The 23,477-nt window shown below is 75.2% G+C and carries 17 protein-coding genes and 7 pseudogenes; 14 read left to right on the top strand and 10 right to left on the bottom strand.

All coding sequences use genetic code 11. The features are described from left to right. Positions 1-4 precede the first annotated feature (4 nt). From BJF88_RS23025 to deoC, 13 genes and pseudogenes are all read left to right on the top strand, one after another. Positions 5-1,290, top strand: a pseudogene (locus tag BJF88_RS23025) (amidohydrolase). A gap of 224 nt (positions 1,291-1,514) precedes the next feature. Beyond that, positions 1,515-2,609: a BMP family protein gene (locus BJF88_RS03640; RefSeq protein ID WP_075827787.1), complete on the top strand. Its 1,095-nt coding sequence runs from the start codon at positions 1,515-1,517 to the stop codon at positions 2,607-2,609. A 214-nt stretch (positions 2,610-2,823) separates the two neighbouring features. After that, positions 2,824-4,442 (top strand): annotated as a pseudogene (locus BJF88_RS03635) (ABC transporter ATP-binding protein). An 11-nt stretch (positions 4,443-4,453) separates the two neighbouring features. After that, positions 4,454-5,503, top strand: a pseudogene (locus BJF88_RS21120) (ABC transporter permease); the annotation flags it as partial. A gap of 107 nt (positions 5,504-5,610) precedes the next feature. Continuing rightward, the gene (locus tag BJF88_RS21115) at positions 5,611-5,754 is read left to right on the top strand and encodes a hypothetical protein (protein WP_255371721.1); all 144 of its coding nucleotides are present in this window, start codon (positions 5,611-5,613) and stop codon (positions 5,752-5,754) included. Beyond that, entirely contained in the window at positions 5,751-7,046 is a 1,296-nt protein-coding gene (locus BJF88_RS03625) for an ABC transporter permease (protein ID WP_075827786.1), read from the top strand. The genes BJF88_RS21115 and BJF88_RS03625 overlap by 4 nt, the downstream gene beginning before the upstream one ends. A 7-nt stretch (positions 7,047-7,053) precedes the next feature. After that, a complete protein-coding gene (locus tag BJF88_RS03620; RefSeq protein ID WP_075827809.1) occupies positions 7,054-7,461 on the top strand; it encodes a cytidine deaminase in 408 nt (135 codons plus the stop codon). A gap of 86 nt (positions 7,462-7,547) precedes the next feature. Further along, positions 7,548-8,846 carry a thymidine phosphorylase gene (locus tag BJF88_RS03615; protein ID WP_075827808.1) on the top strand — a complete coding sequence of 433 codons (1,299 nt, stop codon included), beginning with the start codon at positions 7,548-7,550 and terminating at the stop codon, positions 8,844-8,846. A gap of 1 nt (position 8,847) precedes the next feature. Next, positions 8,848-9,261, top strand: a complete 414-nt coding sequence (locus tag BJF88_RS03610; protein WP_075827785.1) for a YidH family protein — start codon at positions 8,848-8,850, stop codon at positions 9,259-9,261. Next, complete coding sequence (locus BJF88_RS03605; protein ID WP_075827784.1) at positions 9,258-9,617, top strand: DUF202 domain-containing protein; 360 nt, start codon at positions 9,258-9,260, stop codon at positions 9,615-9,617. Before BJF88_RS03610 ends, BJF88_RS03605 begins: the two co-directional genes overlap by 4 nt. Before the next feature lie 295 nt (positions 9,618-9,912). Then, on the top strand, positions 9,913-10,863 hold the full coding sequence (locus tag BJF88_RS21110) for a hypothetical protein (protein ID WP_255371720.1): 951 nt from the start codon (positions 9,913-9,915) through the stop codon (positions 10,861-10,863). A gap of 34 nt (positions 10,864-10,897) precedes the next feature. After that, positions 10,898-12,004, top strand: coding sequence for an adenosine deaminase (locus BJF88_RS03590; RefSeq protein WP_075827782.1), 1,107 nt, complete (start codon positions 10,898-10,900; stop codon positions 12,002-12,004). Then, positions 12,001-12,720 carry a deoxyribose-phosphate aldolase gene (gene deoC / locus BJF88_RS03585; RefSeq protein ID WP_075827780.1) on the top strand — a complete coding sequence of 240 codons (720 nt, stop codon included), beginning with the start codon at positions 12,001-12,003 and terminating at the stop codon, positions 12,718-12,720. The genes BJF88_RS03590 and deoC overlap by 4 nt, the downstream gene beginning before the upstream one ends. A gap of 61 nt (positions 12,721-12,781) precedes the next feature. On the opposite strand, the gene BJF88_RS03580 is transcribed toward deoC, so the two are convergent. The 3 genes and pseudogenes from BJF88_RS03580 to BJF88_RS21100 form a co-directional block, all read right to left on the bottom strand. After that, a complete protein-coding gene (locus tag BJF88_RS03580; protein WP_083648834.1) occupies positions 12,782-14,641 on the bottom strand; it encodes a phospho-sugar mutase in 1,860 nt (619 codons plus the stop codon). Position 14,642: 1 nt separating this feature from the next. Further along, positions 14,643-15,068 (bottom strand): hypothetical protein, encoded by a 426-nt coding sequence (locus tag BJF88_RS21105; protein WP_255371727.1) that lies wholly within the window; start codon positions 15,066-15,068, stop codon positions 14,643-14,645. Continuing rightward, positions 15,041-15,376 (bottom strand): annotated as a pseudogene (locus BJF88_RS21100) (purine-nucleoside phosphorylase); the annotation flags it as partial. The gene BJF88_RS21105 and the pseudogene BJF88_RS21100, both read right to left, overlap by 28 nt. A 235-nt stretch (positions 15,377-15,611) precedes the next feature. On the opposite strand from BJF88_RS21100, the gene BJF88_RS03570 reads away from it, so the two are divergent. Beyond that, a complete protein-coding gene (locus BJF88_RS03570; protein ID WP_075827779.1) occupies positions 15,612-17,075 on the top strand; it encodes an NAD(P)H-quinone dehydrogenase in 1,464 nt (487 codons plus the stop codon). A 15-nt stretch (positions 17,076-17,090) separates the two neighbouring features. Here BJF88_RS03570 and BJF88_RS03565 read toward each other — a convergent pair whose 3' ends face one another. The 7 genes and pseudogenes from BJF88_RS03565 to BJF88_RS03540 all read right to left on the bottom strand — a co-directional run bounded on the left by BJF88_RS03565 (position 17,091) and on the right by BJF88_RS03540 (position 23,421). Continuing rightward, positions 17,091-17,564 carry a hypothetical protein gene (locus tag BJF88_RS03565; protein ID WP_075827778.1) on the bottom strand — a complete coding sequence of 158 codons (474 nt, stop codon included), beginning with the start codon at positions 17,562-17,564 and terminating at the stop codon, positions 17,091-17,093. A gap of 64 nt (positions 17,565-17,628) precedes the next feature. Then, on the bottom strand, positions 17,629-18,159 hold the full coding sequence (locus BJF88_RS03560) for an NUDIX hydrolase (RefSeq protein ID WP_075827805.1): 531 nt from the start codon (positions 18,157-18,159) through the stop codon (positions 17,629-17,631). Between the two features lie 64 nt (positions 18,160-18,223). Beyond that, a pseudogene (locus tag BJF88_RS03555) lies at positions 18,224-19,994 on the bottom strand (biotin carboxylase N-terminal domain-containing protein). 186 nt (positions 19,995-20,180) lie between these two features. Further along, positions 20,181-20,847, bottom strand: a pseudogene (locus tag BJF88_RS21095) (nucleoside triphosphate pyrophosphatase). A 26-nt stretch (positions 20,848-20,873) separates the two neighbouring features. Further along, positions 20,874-21,236, bottom strand: coding sequence for an AEC family transporter (locus BJF88_RS23020; RefSeq protein WP_369824474.1), 363 nt, complete (start codon positions 21,234-21,236; stop codon positions 20,874-20,876). Between the two features lie 26 nt (positions 21,237-21,262). Continuing rightward, positions 21,263-21,793 carry an AEC family transporter gene (locus BJF88_RS23015; protein ID WP_369824473.1) on the bottom strand — a complete coding sequence of 177 codons (531 nt, stop codon included), beginning with the start codon at positions 21,791-21,793 and terminating at the stop codon, positions 21,263-21,265. Positions 21,794-21,802: 9 nt separating this feature from the next. After that, positions 21,803-23,421 (bottom strand): annotated as a pseudogene (locus BJF88_RS03540) (DUF885 domain-containing protein). Positions 23,422-23,477 lie beyond the last annotated feature (56 nt).

Raw genomic sequence — 23,477 nt, 5'->3', positions numbered from 1 at the left:
GACGGTGGTCCCGGACCTGCTCGCCCGGTCGGCGGCGCGCTACGCCGACGAGCTCGTCGCGACGCGCCGCGACATCCACGCGCACCCCGAGGTCTCGCGCGCCGAGACGCGCACGACCGCGCTGCTGGCCGAGCGGCTCGAGCGCGCCGGGCTCGAGCCGCGGCTGCTGCCCGGCACCGGCCTCGTCTGCGACCTGGGCCCCGCACCGGGCGAGCTCGTGCCCGGGCCCGCGGGCACCTCCGTCGCCGCGGCCGGGCGGGTCGCGCTGCGCGCGGACATCGACGCGCTGCCCCTCCAGGACCGCTGCTCCCTCCCGTGGGCGTCGACCGTGAGCGGGGTGGCCCACGCGTGCGGCCACGACGTCCACACGGCCGTCGTGCTCGGCGCGGGGCTCGTGCTCGCGGACCTGCACGTGCAGGGGCTCCTGCGGCGCGGCGTCCGGCTGATCTTCCAGCCCGCCGAGGAGGTGCAGCCGGGCGGTTCCCTCGACGTCATCGCGGCCGGCGGTCTCGACGAGGTGGACGAGATCTACGGCGTGCACTGCGACCCGAAGTCGGACGTCGGCACCGTGGGCACGCGCATCGGGCCGATCACGTCCGCGTCGGACGAGGTCTCGGTGACCATCGCGTCCCCGGGCGGCCACACGTCGCGCCCGCACCTGACCGGGGACGTGGTGTACGCGCTCGGCCAGGTCATCACGCAGGTCCCGGCCGTCCTCGGGCGGCGCCTCGACCCGCGGTCCGGCGTGAACCTCACGTGGGGGGCGGTGCACGCCGGGTCGGCGCACAACGCGATCCCCAGCACGGGGACGGTGCGCGGGACCTGCGCTGCCTCGACGTGCGGGCGTGGGAGTTCGCCGGCCAGGTCCTGCACGACGCGGTCGAGCAGGTCGTGGCTCCCTACGAGGTCGAGGTGACGGTCCACCACACGCGGGGCGTGCCGCCGGTCGAGAACGACGCGCGGTGCACCGGCCTGCTCGAGGCCGCCGCGCGCGACGTGCTCGGGCCCGACTGCGTGACGCTCACGGAGCAGTCGCTCGGCGGCGAGGACTTCGCCTGGTACCTGACGAAGGTGCCCGGCGCGATGGCGCGCCTGGGCACGCGCACGCCCGGCGGCCGCTCCTACGACCTGCACCAGGGAGACCTGCAGGTCGACGAGCGGGCGATCGACGCCGGGGCCCGGCTCCTGGCGCGGGTCGCGCTCGGCGGGGGCACCCCGGCCGCCGGCGGCAGCACGGCAGCGGGCACGGCGGCGGGAGCGGGCCGGTCGCCGGACGCGGGCTCCGCCTGACGGTCCGCCACGTGGACGCGGGCCCTGCGGGCCTGAGACGGGCGATGACGCTTGGATAACGAAGTGGCCGCGTTACCGTCACGTAACGTGCAGGGCACACGGGGCTGGTTAGTGTTCCGTCTCATGGAGGCCGACGACCGGTCCTCCCGCGCAAGGGCGCGCGGGGAGTCCCAGGGGTCCTTCCCCGCGCGGCCCGGGAAGACGACAGCGACAGGAGCAAGAGGGTGAAGAGAGCGACTCAGGCCACCGCGCTCGCGGCGGTCGCCGCGCTCGCGCTGGCGGCGTGCGGTGCGGCGCCGGAGGACGACGAGACCACCGGTGGCGGCGGCGAGGCGACCGGGGGCAACTCCGACTTCTCCGCGTGCATGGTCTCCGACCAGGGCGGCTTCGACGACCAGTCCTTCAACCAGGCCGGGTACGAGGGTCTGGAGCAGGCGGAGGAGGAGCTGGGGATCACGGTCCGCGAGGTCGAGTCCCAGGCGGACACCGACTACGGCCCGAACATCGACAACCTGGTGCAGCAGGGCTGCAACCTCGTGATCGGCGTCGGCTTCCTCCTCGAGGACCCGATCCAGTCGGCCGCCGAGGCCAACCCGGAGACGAACTTCGCGCTCATCGACTCGTCGTTCTCGGACGCCGAGCAGAACCCGGTCGAGCTCGAGAACGCCAAGCCGATCCTGTTCAACACGGCCGAGGCCGCGTTCCTCGCCGGTTACCTCGCCGCGGGCATGAGCGAGTCGGGCACGGTGGCGACGTTCGGCGGCATCCAGATCCCGTCGGTGATGATCTTCATGGACGGCTTCGCGGACGGCGTCGCGAAGTACAACGAGGACAACGGCACCGACGTCACGCTCCTCGGCTGGGACAAGGAGGCCCAGACGGGCACCTTCACCGGTGACTTCGAGAACCAGGCGAACGGCCAGAACGTCACGCAGGGCTTCATCGACCAGGGCGCCGACATCATCATGCCGGTCGCCGGTCCGGTGGGCCTCGGCGCGGCCGCGGCCGCGGAGGGCGCGGGCGCGCGGCTCATCTGGGTCGACTCGGACGGCTTCCTCACGACCGACTACGGCAGCCTCATCATCACCTCGGTGATGAAGCAGATCGGGCCCGCGGTCTTCGACACCGTGAGCGAGGCCGCGGAGGACAGCTTCACGAACGAGCCCTACGTCGGCACGCTCGAGAACGAGGGCGTCGGCCTGGCGCCGTTCCACGACTTCGAGGACGAGGTGCCGGTGGAGCTGCAGGACAAGCTCGCGGAGTACCAGGAGCAGATCATCGCGGGCGACCTCGTGGTGGAGTCCCCGAACGCTCCGTGACCTGACGTCACGAGCACGACGCGGCCGGGGCCGGTTCTCCGGCCCGGCCGCGCCGACGGTGGCCCGGGCGCTCGCCGCCCGGGCCATCGTCCTGACCAGCGGGGCGTCGCGACGGCGCCCCGGGCCACGGGCGGCAGCAGGTCCGGCACGACGCGACGTGCGGACCGGGTTGCGGTTCGAATGGAGTACGCGGACGAACGGAAGAGGCCGGCCGGTGAAGCTGGAGCTGCGCGGGATCACGAAGGTCTTCGGGTCCCTGGTCGCCAACGACCACATCGACCTGGTCATCGAGCCGGGCGAGATCCACGCCCTGCTCGGTGAGAACGGGGCCGGCAAGAGCACGCTCATGAACGTGCTCTACGGGCTCTACGACCCCGACGACGGCGAGATCGTCGTCGACGACCGTCCGGTGCAGTTCGCCGGGCCGGGCGACGCCATGGCGGCCGGCATCGGCATGGTCCACCAGCACTTCATGCTCGTCCCGGTCTTCACCGTGGCCGAGAACGTCGCGCTCGGCCACGAGCCGGTGCGCGGCGGCGGGCTCATCGCGCCCGGCGCGCGCGGGGACTCGTGCAGGAGATCTCCGACCGCTTCGGGTTCGAGGTCGACCCGGACGCGATGGTCGAGGACATCCCCGTCGGGGTGCAGCAGCGCGTGGAGATCATCAAGGCGCTCTCGCGCGACGCCCGCGTCCTCATCCTCGACGAGCCCACCGCCGTGCTCACGCCGCAGGAGACGGACGAGCTGATCGCGATCATGCGCCAGCTCAAGGAGGCCGGGACCTCCATCGTCTTCATCACCCACAAGCTGCGCGAGGTCCGCGCCATCGCCGACCGCATCACGGTGATCCGCCGCGGCAAGGTCGTGGGCACCGCGGACCCGTCCGCGAGCGAGACCGAGCTCGCGTCGCTCATGGTCGGACGGTCGGTGGAGCTCGGGGTCGCGAAGGAGCCGGCCCGGCCGGGTGACGCGACGTTCCGCGTGCGCGACCTCAGCGTGCTCGACGACGCGGGCACCGCCGTGGTGGACGACGTCGACCTCGACGTCGCGCGCGGGGAGATCCTCGTCGTCGCCGGCGTCCAGGGCAACGGGCAGACCGAGCTGACCGAGACGATCGTCGGCCTGCGCCGTCCGGTGGCCGGCTCGATCGTGCTCGACGGCACGGAGCTCGTGGGCCGCGGGGTCTCGGACGTGCTCGGTGCCGGGGTCGGCTACGTGCCGGAGGACCGCAGCACCGACGGCATCATCGGCACGTTCTCCGTCGAGGAGAACCTCGTGCTCGACCTCGTGTCGTCCGCGCCGTACTCGCGCGGCGGGGCGATCAGCAGGCCCACGATCCGCAGCAACGCGGAGCAGCGCGTCGTGGAGTTCGACGTGCGCACGCAGTCGGTCGAGGCGCCGGCGGGCACCCTGTCGGGCGGCAACCAGCAGAAGGTCGTCCTCGCGCGCGAGATGTCGCGACCCCTGCGTCTGCTCATCGCCTCCCAGCCGACGCGCGGGCTCGACGTCGGGTCCATCGAGTTCGTCCACCAGCGCATCGTCGCCGAGCGCGACAAGGGCACCCCCGTGATCATCGTCTCGACCGAGCTCGACGAGGTCGTGGCGCTCGCCGACCGCATCGCGGTGATGTACCGCGGCCGCGTCGTCGGCGTCGTCCCCGGCGACACCGACCGTGACGTCCTCGGCCTCATGATGGCCGGGGTCCCCCTGGACGAGGCGGTGGTCCAGGCCGCGCAGCACCACACGACGCTCGGCGAGGCGGAGCGTGCGCCGTCGGGCATCGAGGCCGAGGACGCGGCCGCCGCCGCGTCCCGTGAGGAGGAGACGCAGTGAGCCAGCAGCCGATGGCCGACGACGAGGGGACGCCCACCGTCCCGCCGACGGCCGCGCCGCCGAGCGACGTCGCGAGGCCCGAGCGTCCGGCCGGGCAGACCGTCCTGCGCGAGATGCTCGAGAGCAGCTGGCTGGTCTCGCTGCTCGCGATCGTCGCGGCCCTCGTGCTCGGCGGCGTCCTCATCGCGGCGGCCGACCCCGAGGTCCAGGAGGCCGCGACCTACTTCTTCGCGCGGCCGGTGGACACGCTCGAGGCGATCTGGAACGCCGTGTTCGGCGCCTACAGCGCGCTGTTCCAGGGCTCGGTGGTCAACTTCCAGGCCTCCGACCTGCGCGGCGCGCTGCGCCCGCTGACCGAGACCATGACCGTCTCCGTGCCGCTCATCCTCGCGGGCCTGGGACTGGGCATCGGCTTCCGCGCGGGGCTGTTCAACATCGGCGCCCAGGGCCAGATCATCCTCGGTGGCATCTTCGCCGGGTTCATCGGCTTCACGTTCGACCTGCCGCCCGGCCTGCACCTGCTGCTCGCCGTGCTGGGGGCGGCGCTCGGCGGGGCGCTCTGGGCGAGCATCGCCGGCGTGCTCAAGGCGCGCACCGGCGCCCACGAGGTCATCGTCACCATCATGCTCAACAACATCGCCGTGTACCTCGTGGCGTACCTGCTGACGCCCCGGCGTTCCAGCGCGAGGGCAGCTCGAACCCGATCAGCCCGCCCATCCCCGGCAGCGCGGCTTCCCGCTCCTGCTCGGCGAGGGCTTCCGCCTGCACCTCGGTTCGTGCTCGCCCTGCTCGCGGCCGCCGGCGTGTGGTGGCTCATGGAGCGCTCGACGCTCGGGTTCCGGTTCCGGGCGGTCGGCGAGAACCCCCACGCCGCCCGCACCGCCGGCATGTCGGTGCCGTGGGTCACCGTCTGGGTCATGGCTCTCGCGGGCGCGCTCGCCGGGCTCGCGGGCTCGGCCCAGGTGCTCGGGACCGAGCAGGTCCTCACCGCGGGCGTCGCGGCGAGCTTCGGCTTCGACGCCATCACCGTCGCGCTCCTGGGGCGGTCCCGTCCCCTCGGCACGGTCCTCGCGGGCCTGCTCTTCGGCGCGCTGCGGGCCGGCGGGTTCGCGATGCAGGCGCGCACCGGCACGCCGATCGACATCGTGCTGGTGGTGCAGTCCTCATCGTGCTCTTCATCGCCGCCCCGCCCCTCGTGCGCTCGATCTTCCGCCTGCCGACGCCGGGCGGCCCCACGCGCGCCGAGCGGCACGCCGCGCGGCGCCGCGCCGCCCGCCCGACCACCCCCACCACCCAGGAGGCCGGCGCATGACCGCCGCGACGACGTCCCCGGCACCCGCGACCCCCGGCACGGCCGCGGGCCGGCCGCTCGCGCCGATCAGCTGGCGCGCCCCGGTCACGTACGCGGTGATCGGTCTGCTGTCGCTGCTGCTCTTCGCGATCCTGCCCGCGGGCGGGACCACGACGACGTTCCGCCTGTCGACGGCGGGCGACTTCTTCCAGATCCAGCCGGTCACGGTGAGCTCGACGGGGGCGGCGCTGTTCCTCACGATCCTCGCCGTCATGCTCGCGGGGCTGTCGTTCTGGGCCGCGGCCGAGCGCCGCAGGACCGGGGCGTGGCTGCCCGTCGTGTTCGGCGTGCTCGTCGTGCTCGCGTTCCTGTGCTGGGCCGGCGCGGGCAAGTCGGCCATCCCGCTCACCGGGCTGCTACAGGGCTCGCTGTTCCTCGCCGTCCCGCTCGTCTTCGGGGCGCTGTCCGGGGTGCTGTGCGAGCGCGTCGGCATCATCAACATCGCGATCGAGGGCCAGCTCCTCGCCGGTGCCTTCCTCGCCGCCGTCGTCGCGTCGCTGACGTCGAGCGCCTACGCGGGGCTGATCGCCGCGCCGGTCGCGGGCGCGCTCGTCGGCGCGCTGCTCGTCGTCTTCTCGGTCCGCTACTGGGTGAACCAGATCATCGTCGGCGTCGTGCTGAACGTGCTCGTGGTCGGCGTGACGAGCTACCTGTACTCGACGGTCCTCACCGAGGACGCCGCGACGTGGAACTCGCGCACGCCGCTGCCGGTCATCGAGATCCCGGTGCTGTCGCAGATCCCCGTCGTCGGCCCGGTGCTGTTCCGCCAGACGCTGCTCGTCTACCTCATGTACGCGGCCGTCGTCGTGCTGCAGATCTTCCTCTTCCGCAGCCGGTGGGGCCTGCGCCTACGCGCCGTGGGGGAGCACCCGAAGGCGGCGGACACCGTGGGCATCAAGGTGAACGCGACCCGCGTGAAGAACACCCTCCTCGGCGGCGCGGTCGCGGGCCTGGGCGGGGCGTTCTTCACCGTCGCGGCCGGCCTGGCGTTCGGCAAGGAGATGACCGGCGGCAAGGGGTTCATCGCGCTCGCTGCGATGATCCTCGGGCGCTGGAACCCGGTCGGTGCCCTCGCCGCGGCGCTGCTCTTCGGGTTCGCCGACAACCTGCAGACGGTGCTCGGTATCGTCGGGACGCCCATCCCGAGCCAGATCATGCTGATGACGCCGTACGTCGTGACCATCTTCGCGGTCGCCGGGCTCGTGGGCCGCGTCCGCGCGCCCGCCGCCGAGGGCGTCCCCTACATCAAGTGAGGTGGGCATGACGGACGGTCCTGCCGTCGACTGGGAGGGCCTGCGCGCCGCGGCGCGCGAGGTGATGACGCGCGCGTACGCGCCGTACTCGGGCTTCCCGGTGGGCGCCGCGGCGCTCGTCGACGACGGCCGGGTCGTCGTGGGGTGCAACGTCGAGAACGCCGCCTACGGCGTCACGCTGTGCGCCGAGTGCTCCCTCGTCAGCGCGCTCGTCGGGTCCGGCGGCGGGCGTCTCGTGGCGTTCGCGTGCGTCGACAAGCACGGCGCGACGCTCATGCCGTGCGGGCGCTGCCGCCAGCTGCTGTGGGAGCACGGCGGCCCCGACCTGCTGGTCGACTCCATCCGTGGTATCACGACGATGAGGGACGTGCTGCCCGACGCCTTCGGGCCCGACGATCTGGAGGAGCGTTCGTGACGAGCGAGGACACCGGGGGCACCGTGGACGCCGGAGGCGGCACCGTCGACGCCGGAGGCGCTGTGGACGTCGAGGCCGTCGGGGGCGTGGCGGCGGAGCCCTTCGACGCCGTCGACGTCATCCGGACCAAGCGCGACGGCGGTCTGCTCGACGGGGCGCAGATCGACTGGGTGATCGACGCCTACACGCGCGGGGTCGTCGCGGAGGAGCAGATGGCGGCGCTCGCCATGGCGATCTTCCTCAACGGGATGGACCGCACCGAGATCGGCCGCTGGACCCAGGCGATGATCGCCTCCGGCGAGCGTCTCGACTTCACCGGGCTGTCGCGCCCCACGGTCGACAAGCACTCGACGGGCGGCGTGGGGGACAAGATCACGCTCCCGCTCGCGCCGCTCGTCGCGTCGTTCGGCGTCGCGGTGCCCCAGCTCTCCGGGCGCGGGCTCGGGCACACGGGCGGCACGCTCGACAAGCTCGAGTCGGTCCGCGGGTGGCGCGCCGCGCTGACGAACGCGCAGATGATGGACGCGCTCGAGCACGTCGGCGCGGTCGTGTGCCAGGCGGGGTCGGGCCTCGCGCCGGCCGACCGGCTCCTGTACGCGCTGCGCGACGTCACGGGGACCGTCGAGTCGATCCCGCTCATCGCGTCGTCGATCATGAGCAAGAAGATCGCGGAGGGCACCGGCGCGCTCGTCCTCGACGTCAAGGTGGGCTCGGGCGCCTTCATGAAGGACCTGGGCACCGCGCGCGAGCTCGCGCGCACCATGGTGGACCTCGGGACGGACGCGGGCGTGCGCACGGTCGCCCTGCTCACCGACATGTCCACCCCGCTCGGCCTCACCGCGGGCAACGCCCTCGAGGTGCGCGAGTCGGTCGAGGTCATGCACGGCAAGGGCCCGCAGGACGTCGTCGACCTGACGGTGGCGCTGGCGGTGGAGATGCTCGCCGCGGCCGGCCGCCCCCAGGACCCCGACGACGTCCACCACGCCCTCGTCGGCGGCCGCGCGCTGGACAGGTGGCGGGCGATGATCGCCGAGCAGGGCGGGGACTCGCGCGCCCCGCTGCCGGTCGCGCGGGAGAGGGAGCACGTCGTGGCGGACCGCGACGGCGTGCTCGAGCGGCTCGACGCGTACGCGGTGGGCGTCGCGGCATGGCGTCTCGGAGCGGGCCGTGCGCGCAAGGAGGACACGGTCCAGGCGGGCGCCGGCGTCGAGCTCTTCGCCAAGCCGGGCGACGCCGTCCGCAAGGGCCAGCACCTCATGACCCTGCACACCGACACGCCCGAGCGCTTCGGGCGCGCCGTCGAGGCGCTGGACGGCGCGTGGGCGATCGCCCCGCCGGGAACCGCGGTGGAGCGCACCCCGGTCGTGCTCGACCGCGTCGGCTGACGTGGCGGGCGAGGACGCGGAGCCGGGGGACAACCGGCGCCCCCGGTCGGTCTACGGGGTCGGGACGGAGCCCGACGCGCGGTTCAGCCTCGCGAACGAGCGCACCGCGCTCGCGTGGGTGCGCACCGGGGTGGGTCTCGTCGCCGGGGGAGTGGCGCTGACGTCGTTCTCGACGTTCGCAGACCTGCCCGGGCTGGTCGACCTCGTCGCCGCGGTCGCGTGCCTCGTCGGCGCGAGCTGCGCGACGTACGCGCTCGTGTCGTGGCGGCGCAACGAGCGCGCGCTGCGTCGGCGCGAGCCGCTCCCCGCACCCGGCGGGCTGCCGGTGCTGGTGGTCGGTGTCGTGCTGCTGGCCGTGCTCATCGCGGCCTATGCGGTCGCCGCGGGTCTCGGTGCGGCGGCGTCCCTGCCATGACGCCGCCCGAGGGGGCGAGGCCCGGGGAGCGCCCCTCGCCGCCCGAGCGCGACGAGGGCCTGCAGCCCGAGCGGACGGCTCTCGCCTGGCAGCGCACCGTCCTCGGCGTCGTGGTCGGTGCGCTGCTGCTCGCGGCGTCCGGGCTGCGCGCGGGGAACGGCGCGGTCGTCTGGGCCGCGGGGGTCGTGGCCGTCCTCACGCTCGTCCCCAGCGTCCTGCGGCCCCCCGACGGGCGGCTGCCGTCCCACGGGCGCCTCTACGCGTGGTCGTTCCTCGTGCGCGTCGTCGGCCTCGTGCTCGCCCTCGCGGTCGTGGGTGCGGCGTGGGCGCTCTCGCAGGCGTTCGGGGGGCCGTGAGCGGCGGGCGGGCCGGGTCCCGGGCACGGCTGACGACCGTCGCGGCGGCTCTCGGCCGAGTCCTCCCGTCCACGCCCGTCGTCGAGGTGTCCGTCCCGCCGGACGACCCCGCGGGACGGGCGCGTGCCGCGGGGCACCTGGACGGCGCCGTCGCCGAGCTCGAGCGGGTGCTGTCCGGGCTCGGGGACGCGGGACGCCGGGCCGTGCTGGATCCGCTGGGCCGCGGGGACGACGTCGCGCGCACGGGCGGGGCCGCGGTGCGTCCGCTCGTCCTCGGCGGCGCCCGGCATGCCAGGTGGACGGCACGACGTGCGGGTCGGCGGTCCTCGCCCTGCTCGCGGCCGCCGGCGACCCGGTCCTCGCGCTGTGGCTGGTGACCGGGACGGCCGTCGGCCGGCCGGTCGCGGACGGCGCACCGTCGAGGACCGGCGGCGGCCCGACCGGCGGCGGCCCGACCGACGCGGCCGAGCGCTGGGTACGGCTCCAGCAGGTGGTCAAGCGGCGCACGTCGCGGCGTGCGCTCGGCCCCCTGCCGTGGCCCGCGGCGCTCGGCACGCCGCCCTGGACCGCGGCGCGCACCGCCCGGTACGCCGGGGTGCGGTACACGCACCGGGTCGTCGACGGCGACGCCGCCCCCGCGGTGCTCGACGACGCCGTGCGCGCCGCGGCGCGCGGGTACCCGGTGCCGCTGTTCACCGGCGGCGACCTCTCGGGCGGTCCCGCGGCGGCGGTCCCGCGCCACGTCGTGCTGCTCACCGCCGTCGACGCGCGGCGGCGGTGCTGGCTGTACGAGCCGTCGTCCGGGTCGGTCCACCGTCTGCACGCCGACCGTCTCGCCGCCGGGGCCACGGACCGCGTCGTGCGGCGCGCGCTCGGCGGGTGGCCGCACGTCGTGTGGGCGCTGCTGCCGACCGGGCCGCCGGACGAGCTCGCGACCGGACTGGCGACCGGGTCGGGGCGGCGTGAGGATGGGGGCGCACCGCACCCCCGCTCGAGAGGAGCCGCCATGAGCACGGTCCCCGGAGACGACGCCCGGCGCGACGCCGGCCTGGTCGAGCCGGACGAGGAGGTCGTCAACCTCGTCGAGGAGGTCGAGACCGACGACCCGGGAGTCGACGACCCGGAGCACGACCCGGACGAGTACCGCCCGGGCTCCGCGCGCCCGGACCTCGCCGGGGAGGCGAGCGAGGCGGACGTCGTCGAGCAGGCGTCCGCGGTGCCCGGCGAGGAGGACGACTACGCGTGAGCCGCGGCGGCACGCGGGCCGGTAGCGTGGGCGCATGACCACCGACATCCGTCCGCTGACCGCGGACGTCATCCGGTCCCTGCCGAAGGTCGTGCTGCACGACCACCTCGACGGCGGCCTGCGTCCCGCGACGGTCCTCGAGCTCGCGGCGGAGGTCGGCCACGAGCTGCCCGCCGCCGACGCCGCCGCGCTCGCGACGTGGTTCGCCGAGTCGGCCGACTCCGGCTCGCTCGTGCGCTACCTCGAGACGTTCGACCACACGATCGCCGTCATGCAGACGCCGGAGGCCCTCGCCCGCGTCGCCCGCGAGGCCGTGCTGGACCTCGCGGCCGACGGCGTCGTGTACGCCGAGCAGCGCTGGGCGCCCGAGCAGCACCTGCAGCGCGGCATGTCGCTCCAGGAGACGGTCGACGCCGTCCAGGCCGGGCTCGAGCAGGGCGTCGCCGAGGTCGCGGCGTCGGGCCGCACGATCCGCGTCGGCCAGCTCGTCACGGCGATGCGCCACGCGGACCGCTGGCAGGAGATCGCCGAGCTCGCCGTCGCGAACCGGGCGAACGGCGTCGTCGGGTTCGACATCGCCGGCGCCGAGGACGGCTTCCCGCCGTCGCGGCACGCGGAGATCTGGCGCTACCTGGCCGAGCAGAACTTCCCGGCGACCATCCACGCCGGGGAGGCGGCCGGCGTGGAGTCGATCGCGGAGGCCGTGCACCTCGGGCAGGCGAGCCGCGTCGGGCACGGCGTGCGGATCGTCGAGGACGTCGCGCGCGACGAGCGCAGCGGCACCGCGGCGCTCGGGCGCCTCGCCCACTGGGTGCGCGACCACCAGATCCCGCTCGAGCTGTGCCCGTCGTCGAACGTGCAGACGGGCGCCGCGACGTCGGTCGCGGACCACCCGATCACGTTCCTCAAGGAGCTCGACTTCGCGGTGACGCTCAACACCGACAACCGGCTCATGTCGCGCACCTCCATGACGCAGGAGATGACGCTGCTCGTCGAGCAGGCGGGGTGGACGCTCGACGACCTCGCCGACGTCACGCTCACCGCGGCGTGGAGCGCGTTCGTGCACCACGACGAGCGCCAGGCGCTCGTCGACGACGTCATCCTGCCGGGGTACCAGCTCGTCGAGGGGGCGCAGCGATGAGCGCGGCACCCCTCGACGCGGCGGCGCTCGCCCGGTTCGTCGACCACACGCTGCTCAAGCCCGAGGCGACGCCGGCCGACGTCGCGGCGCTCGTCGACGAGGGCGCACGCCTCGGGGTGTACTCCGTGTGCGTGTCCCCGTCGATGCTGCCGCTCGACCCGGCGACGACGCGCGAGCGCGGCGTGCTGGTGGCGACCGTGTGCGGCTTCCCGTCGGGCAAGCACCACTCCGACGTCAAGGCGTTCGAGGCCGCGCGCTCGGTGCACGACGGCGCCGACGAGGTGGACATGGTCATCGACGTCGGCGCGGCGAAGGCCGGCGCGTGGGACGCCGTGCGCGCCGACGTCGCCGCCGTGCGCGCCGCGGTGCCGCAGGACCGCGTGCTCAAGGTCATCATCGAGTCCGCGGCCCTGAGCGACCACGAGATCGTCGAGGCCTGCCGCGCGTCCGAGGCCGCGGGCGCCGACTTCGTCAAGACGTCGACGGGCTTCCACCCGACCGGCGGGGCGACGACGCACGCCGTGTCGATCATGGCCGAGACCGTCGGCGGGCGGCTCGGCGTCAAGGCGTCGGGCGGCATCCGCACGCTCGCCGACGCCCTCGCGATGATCGAGCACGGCGCGACCCGTCTCGGCCTGTCCGGCACGGCGGCCGTGCTCGCGGGCTTCGACGCCCCGGCGGGCGAGTCGGCGCCGTCGGACGGCGCCGGGTACTGACGGCAGACGGACGCGCGGTCCCGGCGGGGTGCGCCGGGACCGCGCGTCCGCCGCGAGGACCTCAGAGGCCGAGCGCGCGCCGCATGTCGACCGCGACGCGGTCGAGCCGGTCGCGCGCGAAGGCGCGCGCGGCCGTGAGGTCGTCGTGCGAGGCGTCGACCTCGACCGGCACGACGACCTCGAGGTAGCACTTGACCTTCGGCTCGGTCCCGCTCGGGCGCACGACGACGCGCGTGCCGTCCGCCGTGAGGATCCGCACGCCGTCGGTCGGCGGCAGGCCGTCGATGCCGACGGACAGGTCGGCGACCTCGGTGACGCCCGCGCCGGCGAGCGTGCGCGGCGGCGTCTCGCGCAGGTGCGCCATCGTCGCGCCGATGCGGTCCAGGTCGTCGAAACGGGCGGAGAGCTGGTCGCTCACGTGCAGCCCGTGCGCGCGGGCGAGGTCGTCGAGGGCGTCGACGAGGGTGCGTCCCTGCGCCCGGAGCCGGTTCGCGAGCTGGGCGACGAGCAGGGCGGCGCTGATGCCGTCCTTGTCGCGCACGTGCTCGGGGTCGACGCAGTAGCCGAGCGCCTCCTCGTACCCGAACGCGAGGTCGTCGACCCGGCTGATCCACTTGAACCCGGTGAGGGTCGTCGCGAAGCCGAGGCCGTGAGCCGCGGCGATGCGGCTCAGCAGGCGCGAGGACACGATCGAGCACGCGAGCACGCCGCCCGGCGCGCCCGACGCGGCGAGGCGGACCGCGACGTCGTTGCCCAGCAGCGCGCCCACCTCGTCGCCGTGCAGCACCCGCCACCCGTTCGAGCGCGCCGTCTCGGCGCCCTGGTACGTGCCGACGCGCGGGTCGTGGACGGCCACGGCGCACCGGTCGGCGTCAGGGTCGTTCGCGAGCACGACGTCCGCGCCGGCGTCCTGCGCGTAGGCGAGGGCGAGGTCCATGGCCCCCGGCTCCTCGGGGTTCGGGAACGACACGGACGGGAAGTCGGGGTCCGGGTCGAGCTGTTCCTCGACGGGCACGACGTCCGTGAAGCCGGCCTCGCGCAGGACGCGCGCGACCACGGCGCCGCCCACCCCGTGCAGCGCCGTGGTGACGACGCGCAGGTGCCGCGGGGCGCCGTCGGACAGCGCGACGACCGACGCGACGTAGGCGTCCACCAGGTCCGGCCCGAGCACGGTCCAGCCGTCCTGCGCCCGCGGGACCTCGCGCGCGGGGCCGACGGCGTCGATGGCGGCCGCGATCCGCGCGTCGTACGGCGCGACGATCTGCACGCCCTGCCCGGCGCCGGTGACGACGCGACCGCCGAGGTAGACCTTGTACCCGTTGTCGGCGGGCGGGTTGTGGCTCGCGGTGACCATCACGCCGGCGTCCGCGCCGAGGTGGCGCACGGCGAACGCCAGGACGGGCGTGGGGAGCGTCGACGGGAGCACCGCCACGTCCAGTCCCGCGGCGGTGAGGACGGCGGCGGTGTCGACCGCGAAGGCGCGCGAGCCGTGCCGCGCGTCGAAGCCGACGACGACGCGCGGCCGCGCACCCGCGCCGAGCGCCCCGGTGAGGAAGGCGCCGAGCCCGGCGGCGGCCCGGACGACCACCGCCCGGTTCATCCGGTGCTGCCCCGCACCCATCCGCCCGCGCAGCCCGGCGGTGCCGAACGCGAGCGGGCCGGAGAAGCGGTCGTGCAGGTCGGCCAGCGCGGCCGTGCGCACGTCGTGCTTGCGCGGGTCGGGCGAGTCGGCGAGCTCGAGCAGGCGGCGCAGCTCGGCTTGGTCGTCCGGGTCGACGTCGTCGTCGATCCACGTGGCGACGCGCTGGAGGAACGGGCCGTGGTCGGCACCCGGGTCGAACCCCGGGTCGTCGGCGGCCTCGGCCGGGAACCCGGCCCGGGGCTGCGGCGTCCTGCGGCGGGACGTGGCGCGCTCGGTCATGTCACACCTGCTTCGCGATGTCGGCGAGGAGGGAGCTGATGCGCGGTCCCGCGGCCTGGCCGGCCTCGAGGACCTCCGCGTGGGACAGCGGCGTCGGGCTGATGCCCGCGGCCAGGTTCGTCACGAGCGAGACCCCGAGGACCTCCAGGCCGCAGTGGCGGGCGGCGATCGCCTCGATCGTCGTCGACATGCCGACGAGGTCGCGCCCGCCGTGCGCGCCATGCGCACCTCGGCGGGCGTCTCGTAGTGGGGCCCGGGGAACTGCGCGTACACGCCCTCGGTGAGGGTCGGGTCGACGCGCCGCGCGAGCTCGCGCAGCCGCGCGGAGTAGACCTCCGACAGGTCCACGAACGTCGGGCCCTCGAGCGGGCTGCGGCCCGTGAGGTTGAGGTGGTCGGCGATGAGGACGGGCGTCCCCGCGGACCACTCGGTCCGGAGCCCGCCCGCCCCGTTGGTGAGGATCACGGTCTCCGCGCCGGTCGCCGCCGCGGTGCGCACGCCGTGCACGACGGCGCGCACGCCCTTGCCCTCGTACAGGTGCGTGCGCGAGCCGAGGACCAGCGCGTGCCGCACCGACCCGTCGGCGCGCTCCACGCGGATCGAGCGCGTCACCGACAGGTGCCCGGCGACGGACGCCGCCGTGAAGCCGGGGATCTCGTGCGTCGGGATCTCCGCCACGACGTCGCCCAGGAGCTCGGCGGCCCCGCCCCAGCCCGACCCGAGGACGAGCGCCATGTCGTGCCCGTCGACCCCGGTCGCCTCGGCGACGTGGTCGGCGGCCGCCCTCGCGACGAGGAACGGGTCGGTGGTCGGGTCGTCGAGCGAGGGTGTGCTCGCAGGCGTCGTCGTCATGGTCGCAAGGCTAGCCCTCCCGCCGGTGGCAGACCCGGGGGAGCGGGTCGCCCGCGGCGCGCGCCCGCGCCACGCGCGTCCCGCACGCTGACACGCCCGGGCGGGGCCGCCTGACACAATGGCCCCCGTGACGCACGAGACCCTCGACCGCCAGGCCACCCGCATCGTCGTCGTGGGAGGTGGTCCCGGCGGGTACGAGGCCGCGCTCGTCGCGCGGCGGCTCGGCGCCGACGTCACGGTCGTGGAGAAGCACGGCATGGGAGGCGCCGCCGTCCTCACCGACGTCGTGCCGTCGAAGACGCTCATCGCGACCGCCGACTGGATGACCATCGCGGACCGCGCCGCCGACCTCGGCATCCGGCTCCCGACCGAGAGCGCGACCGTGCAGGACCCCGCGGCACGCCGCCACATCGTCGACCTCGAGGCGGTGAACTCGCGCGTCCTCGCGCTCGCGGCCGCCCAGTCCGCCGACATCCGGGCGCGCCTCGTGCGCGAGGGCGTGCGCGTGGTCCTCGGGACGGGCCGCCTCGACGGACCCGACCGCGTGGTCGTCGAGGGGGCCGGCGCCGCCGCGGACGGCGCCGCGCAGGACCTCGTGCTGGAGGCCGACGCGATCCTCCTCGCGCTCGGCTCCACGCCGCGCACGCTGCCCACGGCCCGGCCGGACGGCGAGCGCATCCTCACGTGGACGCAGCTCTACGCGCTCAAGGAGCTGCCGGAGCGGCTCATCGTCGTCGGCTCCGGCGTCACGGGGGCGGAGTTCGCGGGTGCGTACAACGCCCTCGGCTCCGACGTCGTGCTGGTCTCGAGCCGCGACCGGGTGCTGCCGGGCGAGGACGCCGACGCCGCCGAGCTGCTCGAGGGCGTCTTCCGCTCGCGCGGCATGACGGTCATGTCCCGCTCGCGCGCCGAGTCGGCCGTGCGCACCGAGGACGGCGTGCGCGTCACGCTCGCGGACGGGCGCGTCGTGGAGGGCTCGCACGTGCTGCTCGCCGTCGGGTCGGTGCCGTCGACCCAGGGCATCGGGCTCGAGGAGGCGGGCGTGCGGCTCACGCCGAGCGGGCACGTCGAGGTCGACAAGGTCTCGCGCACGACCGCGCGCGGCGTCTACGCCGCGGGCGACTGCACGGGCGTGCTGCCGCTGGCCTCGGTCGCGGCGATGCAGGGGCGCGTCGCGATGTCGCACGCGCTCGGCGACGCCGTGGCGCCGATCAAGCTGCGCACGGTCGCGGCGAACATCTTCACCGCGCCCGAGATCGCGACCGTCGGGTACAGCGAGGAGCAGCTCAAGGCGCAGAACAGCAAGTACGTCACCACGACGCTGCCGCTCGCGCGCAACCCGCGCGCGAAGATGCTCGGCATGCGCGACGGCTTCGTCAAGCTGTTCGCGCACCCGGAGGCGAGCGTCGTCCTCGGCGGCGTGGTCGTCGCGCCGCGCGCCAGCGAGCTCGTCTTCCCCATCACGCTCGCGGTGTCGCACCGCCTCACCGTGGACGACGTCGCGTCCGCCTTCACGGTGTACCCGTCGCTCACCGGGTCCATCGCCGAGGTGGCGCGGATGCTGCACCACCGCGAGGGGTGAGCGCACCCCGTCAGGCTAGAGGACCGCCTCCGCGCGCACCGTCCCGTCCGCGTACGCGAGGTCCGTCAGCCGCGCGCCGGGCAGCCGGTCGGCCGCCGCGGCCGCCAGCAGCGCCTGGGCGTCGACCGCCACGCGCGCGCCGGGCAGCACGTGCAGGGCGTCCGGCGGCAGGCCGCGCGAGCGGAGCACGGCCTGCAGCGGGCCCTCGGCGATCCCCAGGAGCTTGTGCGCCGGCAGGCCCGCCGCGTTCGCCTCCACCGCGACGACGGCAGTGCCGGCGACGAAGGACTCGAGGCGCAGCGTCACCCGCACGACGGGGACGAGCCGCGCCGCGAGCCGCAGCGCCGACGGCGGGTCCGGCACCTCGCGCAGGTCGAGGGCGACGCGCACGTCGTCGCCCTCGCCCGTGACGGTGCGCACGAACGGGGGCAGGCCGCCGCCGGCGCGTGCCAGCTCGACGGCCTCGGTCACGGTCAGCTCGATGCGCATCCGCCGACCATAGCGCGCGGCCGGCGCGCCGGGCACGGGCCCCGGTGCCGTCGCTCGGCCGGCGTCACCGGCCGTCGTCGAGCGCCGCGCGCAGCGCGGGCCACGCGTCCGCGAAGGCGGGCAGCAGCGGTAGCGCGGGGACGTCCTCCACGCCGACCCACCGGACCTCCACGCTCTCCGGGTCCGTGGCGCGCGGCTCGAGGACCGAGCCCTCGGCGAGCTCGGCGACCACCGTCGTGTACCGCCACGGCCCGTGGTCCAGCACGCGCTCGCCCAGGACGCGGACGGTCGCCGGGTCGATGCCCGCCTCCTCACGAGCCTCGCGCAGCGCACCCTCGACCGGCGTCTCGTCCGGCCCGACCGCTCCGCCCGGCACGCCCCACGTCCCGCCCTGGTCGCTCCACGGCGCGCGGTGCTGCAGGACCACCTCCCGTACGACGCCGAGCCCGTCGCGGCGCCCCAGGAGCAGGCCCGCCGCGCCGTGCAGGCCCCAGTGCCGCCGACCGCACGCGCACTCGACCCACCCGTCCCCGGGCTGGAGGTGGCGGGCCGGCCGCGGCGGCGGCTCGCCCGGGTCGCGGGGCGTCGTCGGGATCGTCACGGGGCCATGCTGCCAGGTCGCCCGCGCACCCTGCGCACCCCGCGCGACCCCGCGCGGGTCAGTCGACGATCTCGCAGATCGCGGTCCCGGCGCTCACGCTCGCGCCGCGCTCGCGGCGAGCGAGCGCACCGTCCCCGCCCGGTGGGCGAGGAGCGGCTGCTCCATCTTCATGGCCTCGAGCACGACGACGAGGTCGCCCTCGGAGACCTGGGCCCCGTCCTCGACCGCGACCTTGACGATCGTGCCCTGCATGGGCGAGGCGAGCGTCGTTCCCGAACCGCCGTTGGCGCGTGCCGCGGCACGCCGTGCGGGGCGCCGGGCCGCGTTCGCGCTCCGCGCGCGGCCGGCGGCCATGCCGAGGCCCGCGGGGAGCACGACCTCGAGGCGCTTGCCGCCGACCTCGACGACCACGCGCTCCGTCGCGAGCTCCTCGACCTCCTCGTCCGCGGACGGTGCGGGGGCGGGGGCGAGCGCCGCGAGCCGGTCCGCGAACTCGGTCTCGATCCACCGCGTGTGCACGCGGAACGGCCCGCCGTCGGTGGGGACGAAGGCGTCGGCGTCGAGCACGGCCCGGTGGAACGGGACGACCGTCGGGATGCCCTCGATCTCGAGCTCGCGCAGCGCGCGGCGCGAGCGCTCGACGGCCTGCTCGCGCGTCGCGCCCGTGACGATCACCTTGGCGATCATCGAGTCGAACGCGCCGGAGATGGTGTCGCCCTCGACGACGCCCGAGTCGACGCGCACGCCGGGGCCCGAGGGGAAGCGGAGCGTGGAGATGCGGCCGGGTGCCGGCAGGAAGTTCGCGGCCGGGTCCTCGCCGTTGATCCGGAACTCGATCGAGTGGCCGCGGACGGTCGTGCGGTCGTAGCCGAGGGGCTCGCCCGCGGCGATGCGCAGCTGCTCGCGCACGAGGTCGATGCCGGTGACCTCCTCGGAGACGGGGTGCTCGACCTGCAGACGCGTGTTGACCTCGAGGAACGAGATGGTGCCGTCGGCGCCGACGAGGAACTCGCACGTGCCCGCCCCGACGTAGCCCGCCTCCCGCAGGATCGCCTTCGACGCGGCGTCGAGCTGCGCCTCCTGCTCGGCCGTGAGGAACGGCGCGGGTGCCTCCTCGACGAGCTTCTGGTGGCGCCGCTGCAGCGAGCAGTCGCGCGTCGAGACGACGACGACGGTGCCGTGCTCGTCGGCGAGGCACTGCGTCTCGACGTGGCGCGGGGTGTCGAGGTAGCGCTCGACGAAGCACTCGCCGCGCCCGAACGCGGCGACCGCCTCGCGGACCGCGGACTCGTACAGCTCGTCGATCTCGTCGGCGGTGCGCGCGACCTTGAGGCCGCGGCCGCCACCGCCGAACGCCGCCTTGATGGCGATCGGCAGGCCGTGCTCCGCGGCGAACGCGTGCACCTCGCTCGCGTCGGCGACCGGGTCGGGCGTGCCGGGCACGAGGGGTGCGCCGGCGCGCTGCGCGATGTGCCGGGCGCTCACCTTGTCGCCGAGCGCGTCGATGGCCGCCGGCGGCGGGCCGATCCAGACGAGGCCGGCGTCGATCACCGCCTGGGCGAACTCCGCGTTCTCCGCGAGGAAGCCGTAGCCCGGGTGCACGGAGTCGGCCCCCGCGCGGCGCGCGACGTCGAGCAGCTTCGCGATGTCGAGGTACGTCTCCGCGGCACGGGCGCGCCGAGGGCGAACGCCTCGTCGGCGAGGCGCACGTGCGGGGACTGGCGGTCCGGGTCGGCGTAGACGGCGACGGACGCGATGCCGGCGTCCGCGCACGCGCGGGCGATGCGGACGGCGATCTCGCCTCGGTTGGCGATGAGGACCTTGCGCAAGGGGGAGTTCGCGGGCACGGCTCACCGTAACGCGTGGCCGGACCGCCGATCACGCTCCGGCCCGCGGTACCGGGCAAGATTGGAGAAGCGGCCAACGTGGGGAGAGGGCGGTTGGAGGAAACCTCCATGGCGCGGGGGCGACGTGCCCTCGGGGGGCGCTGGGTTGTCCGGCGTCCACAACCTCCGTCAGTCGCGCAGCTCGTGCCAGCCGACGCCCACCTCGTCCAGCAGCTGCCGCAGCAGCGGCAGGCTGATCCCGACGACGTTGTGGTGGTCGCCCTCGACGCGCTCGACGTAGGGGCCGCCGAGGCCGTCGACCGTGAACGCGCCGGCCACGTGCAGCGGCTCTCCCGTGGCGACGTAGGCGTCGACCTCGTCGTCGGACAGGTCGGCGAAGTGCACCGTCGTGGACGCCGTCGCGCCGAACGTCGCACCGGTGCCGCCGTCCTCGGTGTCGCGCAGGTCGACGAGCCAGTGCCCGGTGTGGAGCACGCCCGCGCGCCCGCGCATGGCCCGCCAGCGGGCGCGCGCCTCGTCGGCGTCGGCGGGCTTGCCGAGCACGTCGCCGTCGAGCTCGAGCATCGAGTCGCAGCCCACGAGCAGGTCGCGTCGGCGTCCTCGCCCAGCGCGCCGTCCACGGCGTCCGACTCGACCGCGCGCGCGACCTCCTCGGCCTTGGCGCGCGCCAGGACGAGGACCGCGTCCACCGGCTCGAGGTCGCGTACCGCTCGCGCGCGTCGTCCAGCACCGCGACCTCGTCGACGTCGGAGACGCGCACGAGCGGGCTCACCCCCGCGGCGCGGAGCGTGGCGAGACGGGCGGGGGAGCGGGAGGCGAGGAGGAGGCGCAGCACCCCCGCAGACTACTGGGGCGGGCGCCTCACGCGAGCAGCAGCGCGACGACGACCAGCACGAGCGGCGACCCCACCGTGGTCACGAGCACCGTGTCCCGCGCGAGGACCTCGCCCCGGCCGAACCGCGCGGCGTAGTTGTGGACGTTCTGCGCCGTCGGCAGCGCGGCCAGCGTCACCGCGGAGGCGACCTCGGCGTCGTCGAACCGGAGGCCGAACCGGGCCACCACGTACACGGCCACGGGCATGACGAGCAGCTTGACCGCGCTCGCGACGCCCGCGGCCGCGCGCGTCCCGCCGCGACGCAGCGGCCGCGAGCCGTGCAGCGACATGCCGAACGCGAGCAGGACGACCGGGACGGCCGCGCCGCCCAGGACGTCGAGCGGCGCCATGACCGCGGCGGGCGGCACCCACCCCGTCAGGGAGACGACGCGCCCGCGAAGGAGCCGAGGATGATCGGGTTGCGCACCGGCTGCGCGAGCACGAACCGCCACGACAGGCGACCGCTCGTCGACGCGTCGAGGACGAGGAGGGCGACCGGCGCGAGGACGAGCAGCTGGAGCAGGATGACGGGGACGACCACCGCGGCGTCCCCGAGCACGTACACCGCCACGGGCAGGCCGATGTTGTTGGCGTTGACGTACCCGGAGGCGACGGCGCCGACCGTCGCCTCCGGGACGGGCAGCCGGAGCCAGAGCCGGTCGACCACGACGAAGACCCCTGCCGACACGAGCGCGCCGACCGCGGCGACGAGCAGCGGCGCCTGGACCAGGGCCGCGACGTCCGCGCGGGCGAGCACGGTGAACAGCAGCGCCGGGCTCGCGACGAAGAACCCGACCTGGTGGAGCGCCGTCCTCGCGCCCGGCCCGCCGATGCCGAGCCGGGCGCTGACGTACCCGGCCGCGACGACGACGCCGATCGTCGCGAAGCCGACGAGGACGGCCCCCACCGCGGCGCGTCAGGCGAGCGCGTCGCGCAGCACGTCGAGCCCGACGGAGCCGAGGCCCAGGGCGCGCTCGTGGAACGTGCGGACGTCGAACGTCTCGCCGCGCCCCTCGGCCTTCGCCCGGGCGGCGTCGCGCGTCTGCTCCCACAGACGCTGACCGACCTTGTACGACGGCGCCTGCCCCGGCCAGCCCAGGTAGCGGTCCAGCTCGAAGCGCACGAACGACGCGGGCATGTTGACGTTGGCCGACAGGAACGCCCACGCCTTCTCGGCGTCCCATCGCGGGTCCGTCGCACCGCCGCGCCACTTCTCGGGCGCGGGCAGGCCGAGGTGGACGCCGATGTCGAGCACCACGCGCGCGGCGCGCATGCGCTGCGCGTCGAGCATCCCGAGCCGGTCCCCGTCGTCCTCCATGAATCCGAGGTCCGCCATGAGGCGCTCCGCGTACAGGGCCCAGCCCTCGCCGTGGCCCGAGACCCAGCACGCGAGGCGGCGCCACGTGTTCAGGGTGTCGCGGGCGAAGACGGCCTGACCGCACTGCAGGTGGTGGCCCGGGACGCCCTCGTGGTACACGGTCGTCTTCTCGCGCCACGTGTTGAACTCCGAGACGTCGGCCGGCACGGACCACCACATGCGCCCGGGGCGGGAGAAGTCGTCGCTCGGGGGCGTGTAGTAGATGCCGCCCGTCTGGGTGGGCGCGATCATGCACTCGAGATCGAGCACCGGCGCGGGGATCGCGAAGTGCGTGCCGTTCAGCGCGGTGATCGCCGCGTCGGACGTCTCCTGCATCCAGGCCCGCAGGCGTCGGTGCCCACGAGTTTGCGGGCCGGGTCGGCGTCGAGCGCGGCCACGGCGTCCTCGACGCTCGCGCCCGGGCCTGCGATGCGGCGCGCGACCTCCTCCTGCTCCGCGACGACGCGCTCCAGCTCCTCGAGACCCCACGCGTACGTCTCGTCGAGGTCCACCTGCGCGCCGAGGAACGTGCGCGAGAACAGGCCGTAGCGCTCGCGGCCCACGGCGTTGCGCTCGGGCGCCTGCGGCGCGAGCGTCGTCTTGAGGAACTCCGCGAGGCGCCCGTACGCCTCGCGCGCCGCCGCCGCGCCCCGCTCCAGCTCCGCGCGCACGAGCGAGCACGCCGCCGAGTCGTCGAGCGCGGCCGCGGCGGCCTCGCCCTGCACGAACGTCGTGAAGAAGGACGACCCGGCGTCCGCGAGCTCGCGCGCCTGCTCGGCGGCGACGCGCACCTGGCGGACCGCCGCGACGTTGCCGCGCGAGGCGGCCTCGGCGAGCGAGGCCGTGTAGCCCTCGAGCGCGCCCGGCAGCCCGTTCAGTCGCGCGGCGACGTTCTCCCACGCCTCGACCGTCCCCGTCGGCATGATGTCGAACACGTCGCGCAGCTCCTGCACCGGCGACGCGATGTTGTTGAGGCTCGCGAGCGGCTCGCCCGCCTCGTGCAGCTCGAGCTGGAGCCCCACGCGCTCGCGCATCGCCGCGAGGGTCACGCGGTCGACGTCGTCGGCCGGCTCGAGGCCGTCGAGCTCGCGCAGCACCGCGCGGTCGGCGTCGGCGCGCGCCTCGTGGCCCGCGGGGGACAGGTCGGTCACCAGGTGGTCGTAGCCGGGCAGGCCCATGGCGGTCGCCGCGATCGGGTCGAGCTCGGCGACCCGGGTCGTGTACGCCTCCGCGA

The sequence above is a fragment of the Cellulosimicrobium sp. CUA-896 genome (genome assembly GCF_001942335.1).
GTDB lineage: Bacteria > Actinomycetota > Actinomycetes > Actinomycetales > Cellulomonadaceae > Cellulosimicrobium.
Note: the sequence above shows the minus strand (reverse complement) of the source record. Positions and strands in the feature narration are given on the sequence as shown.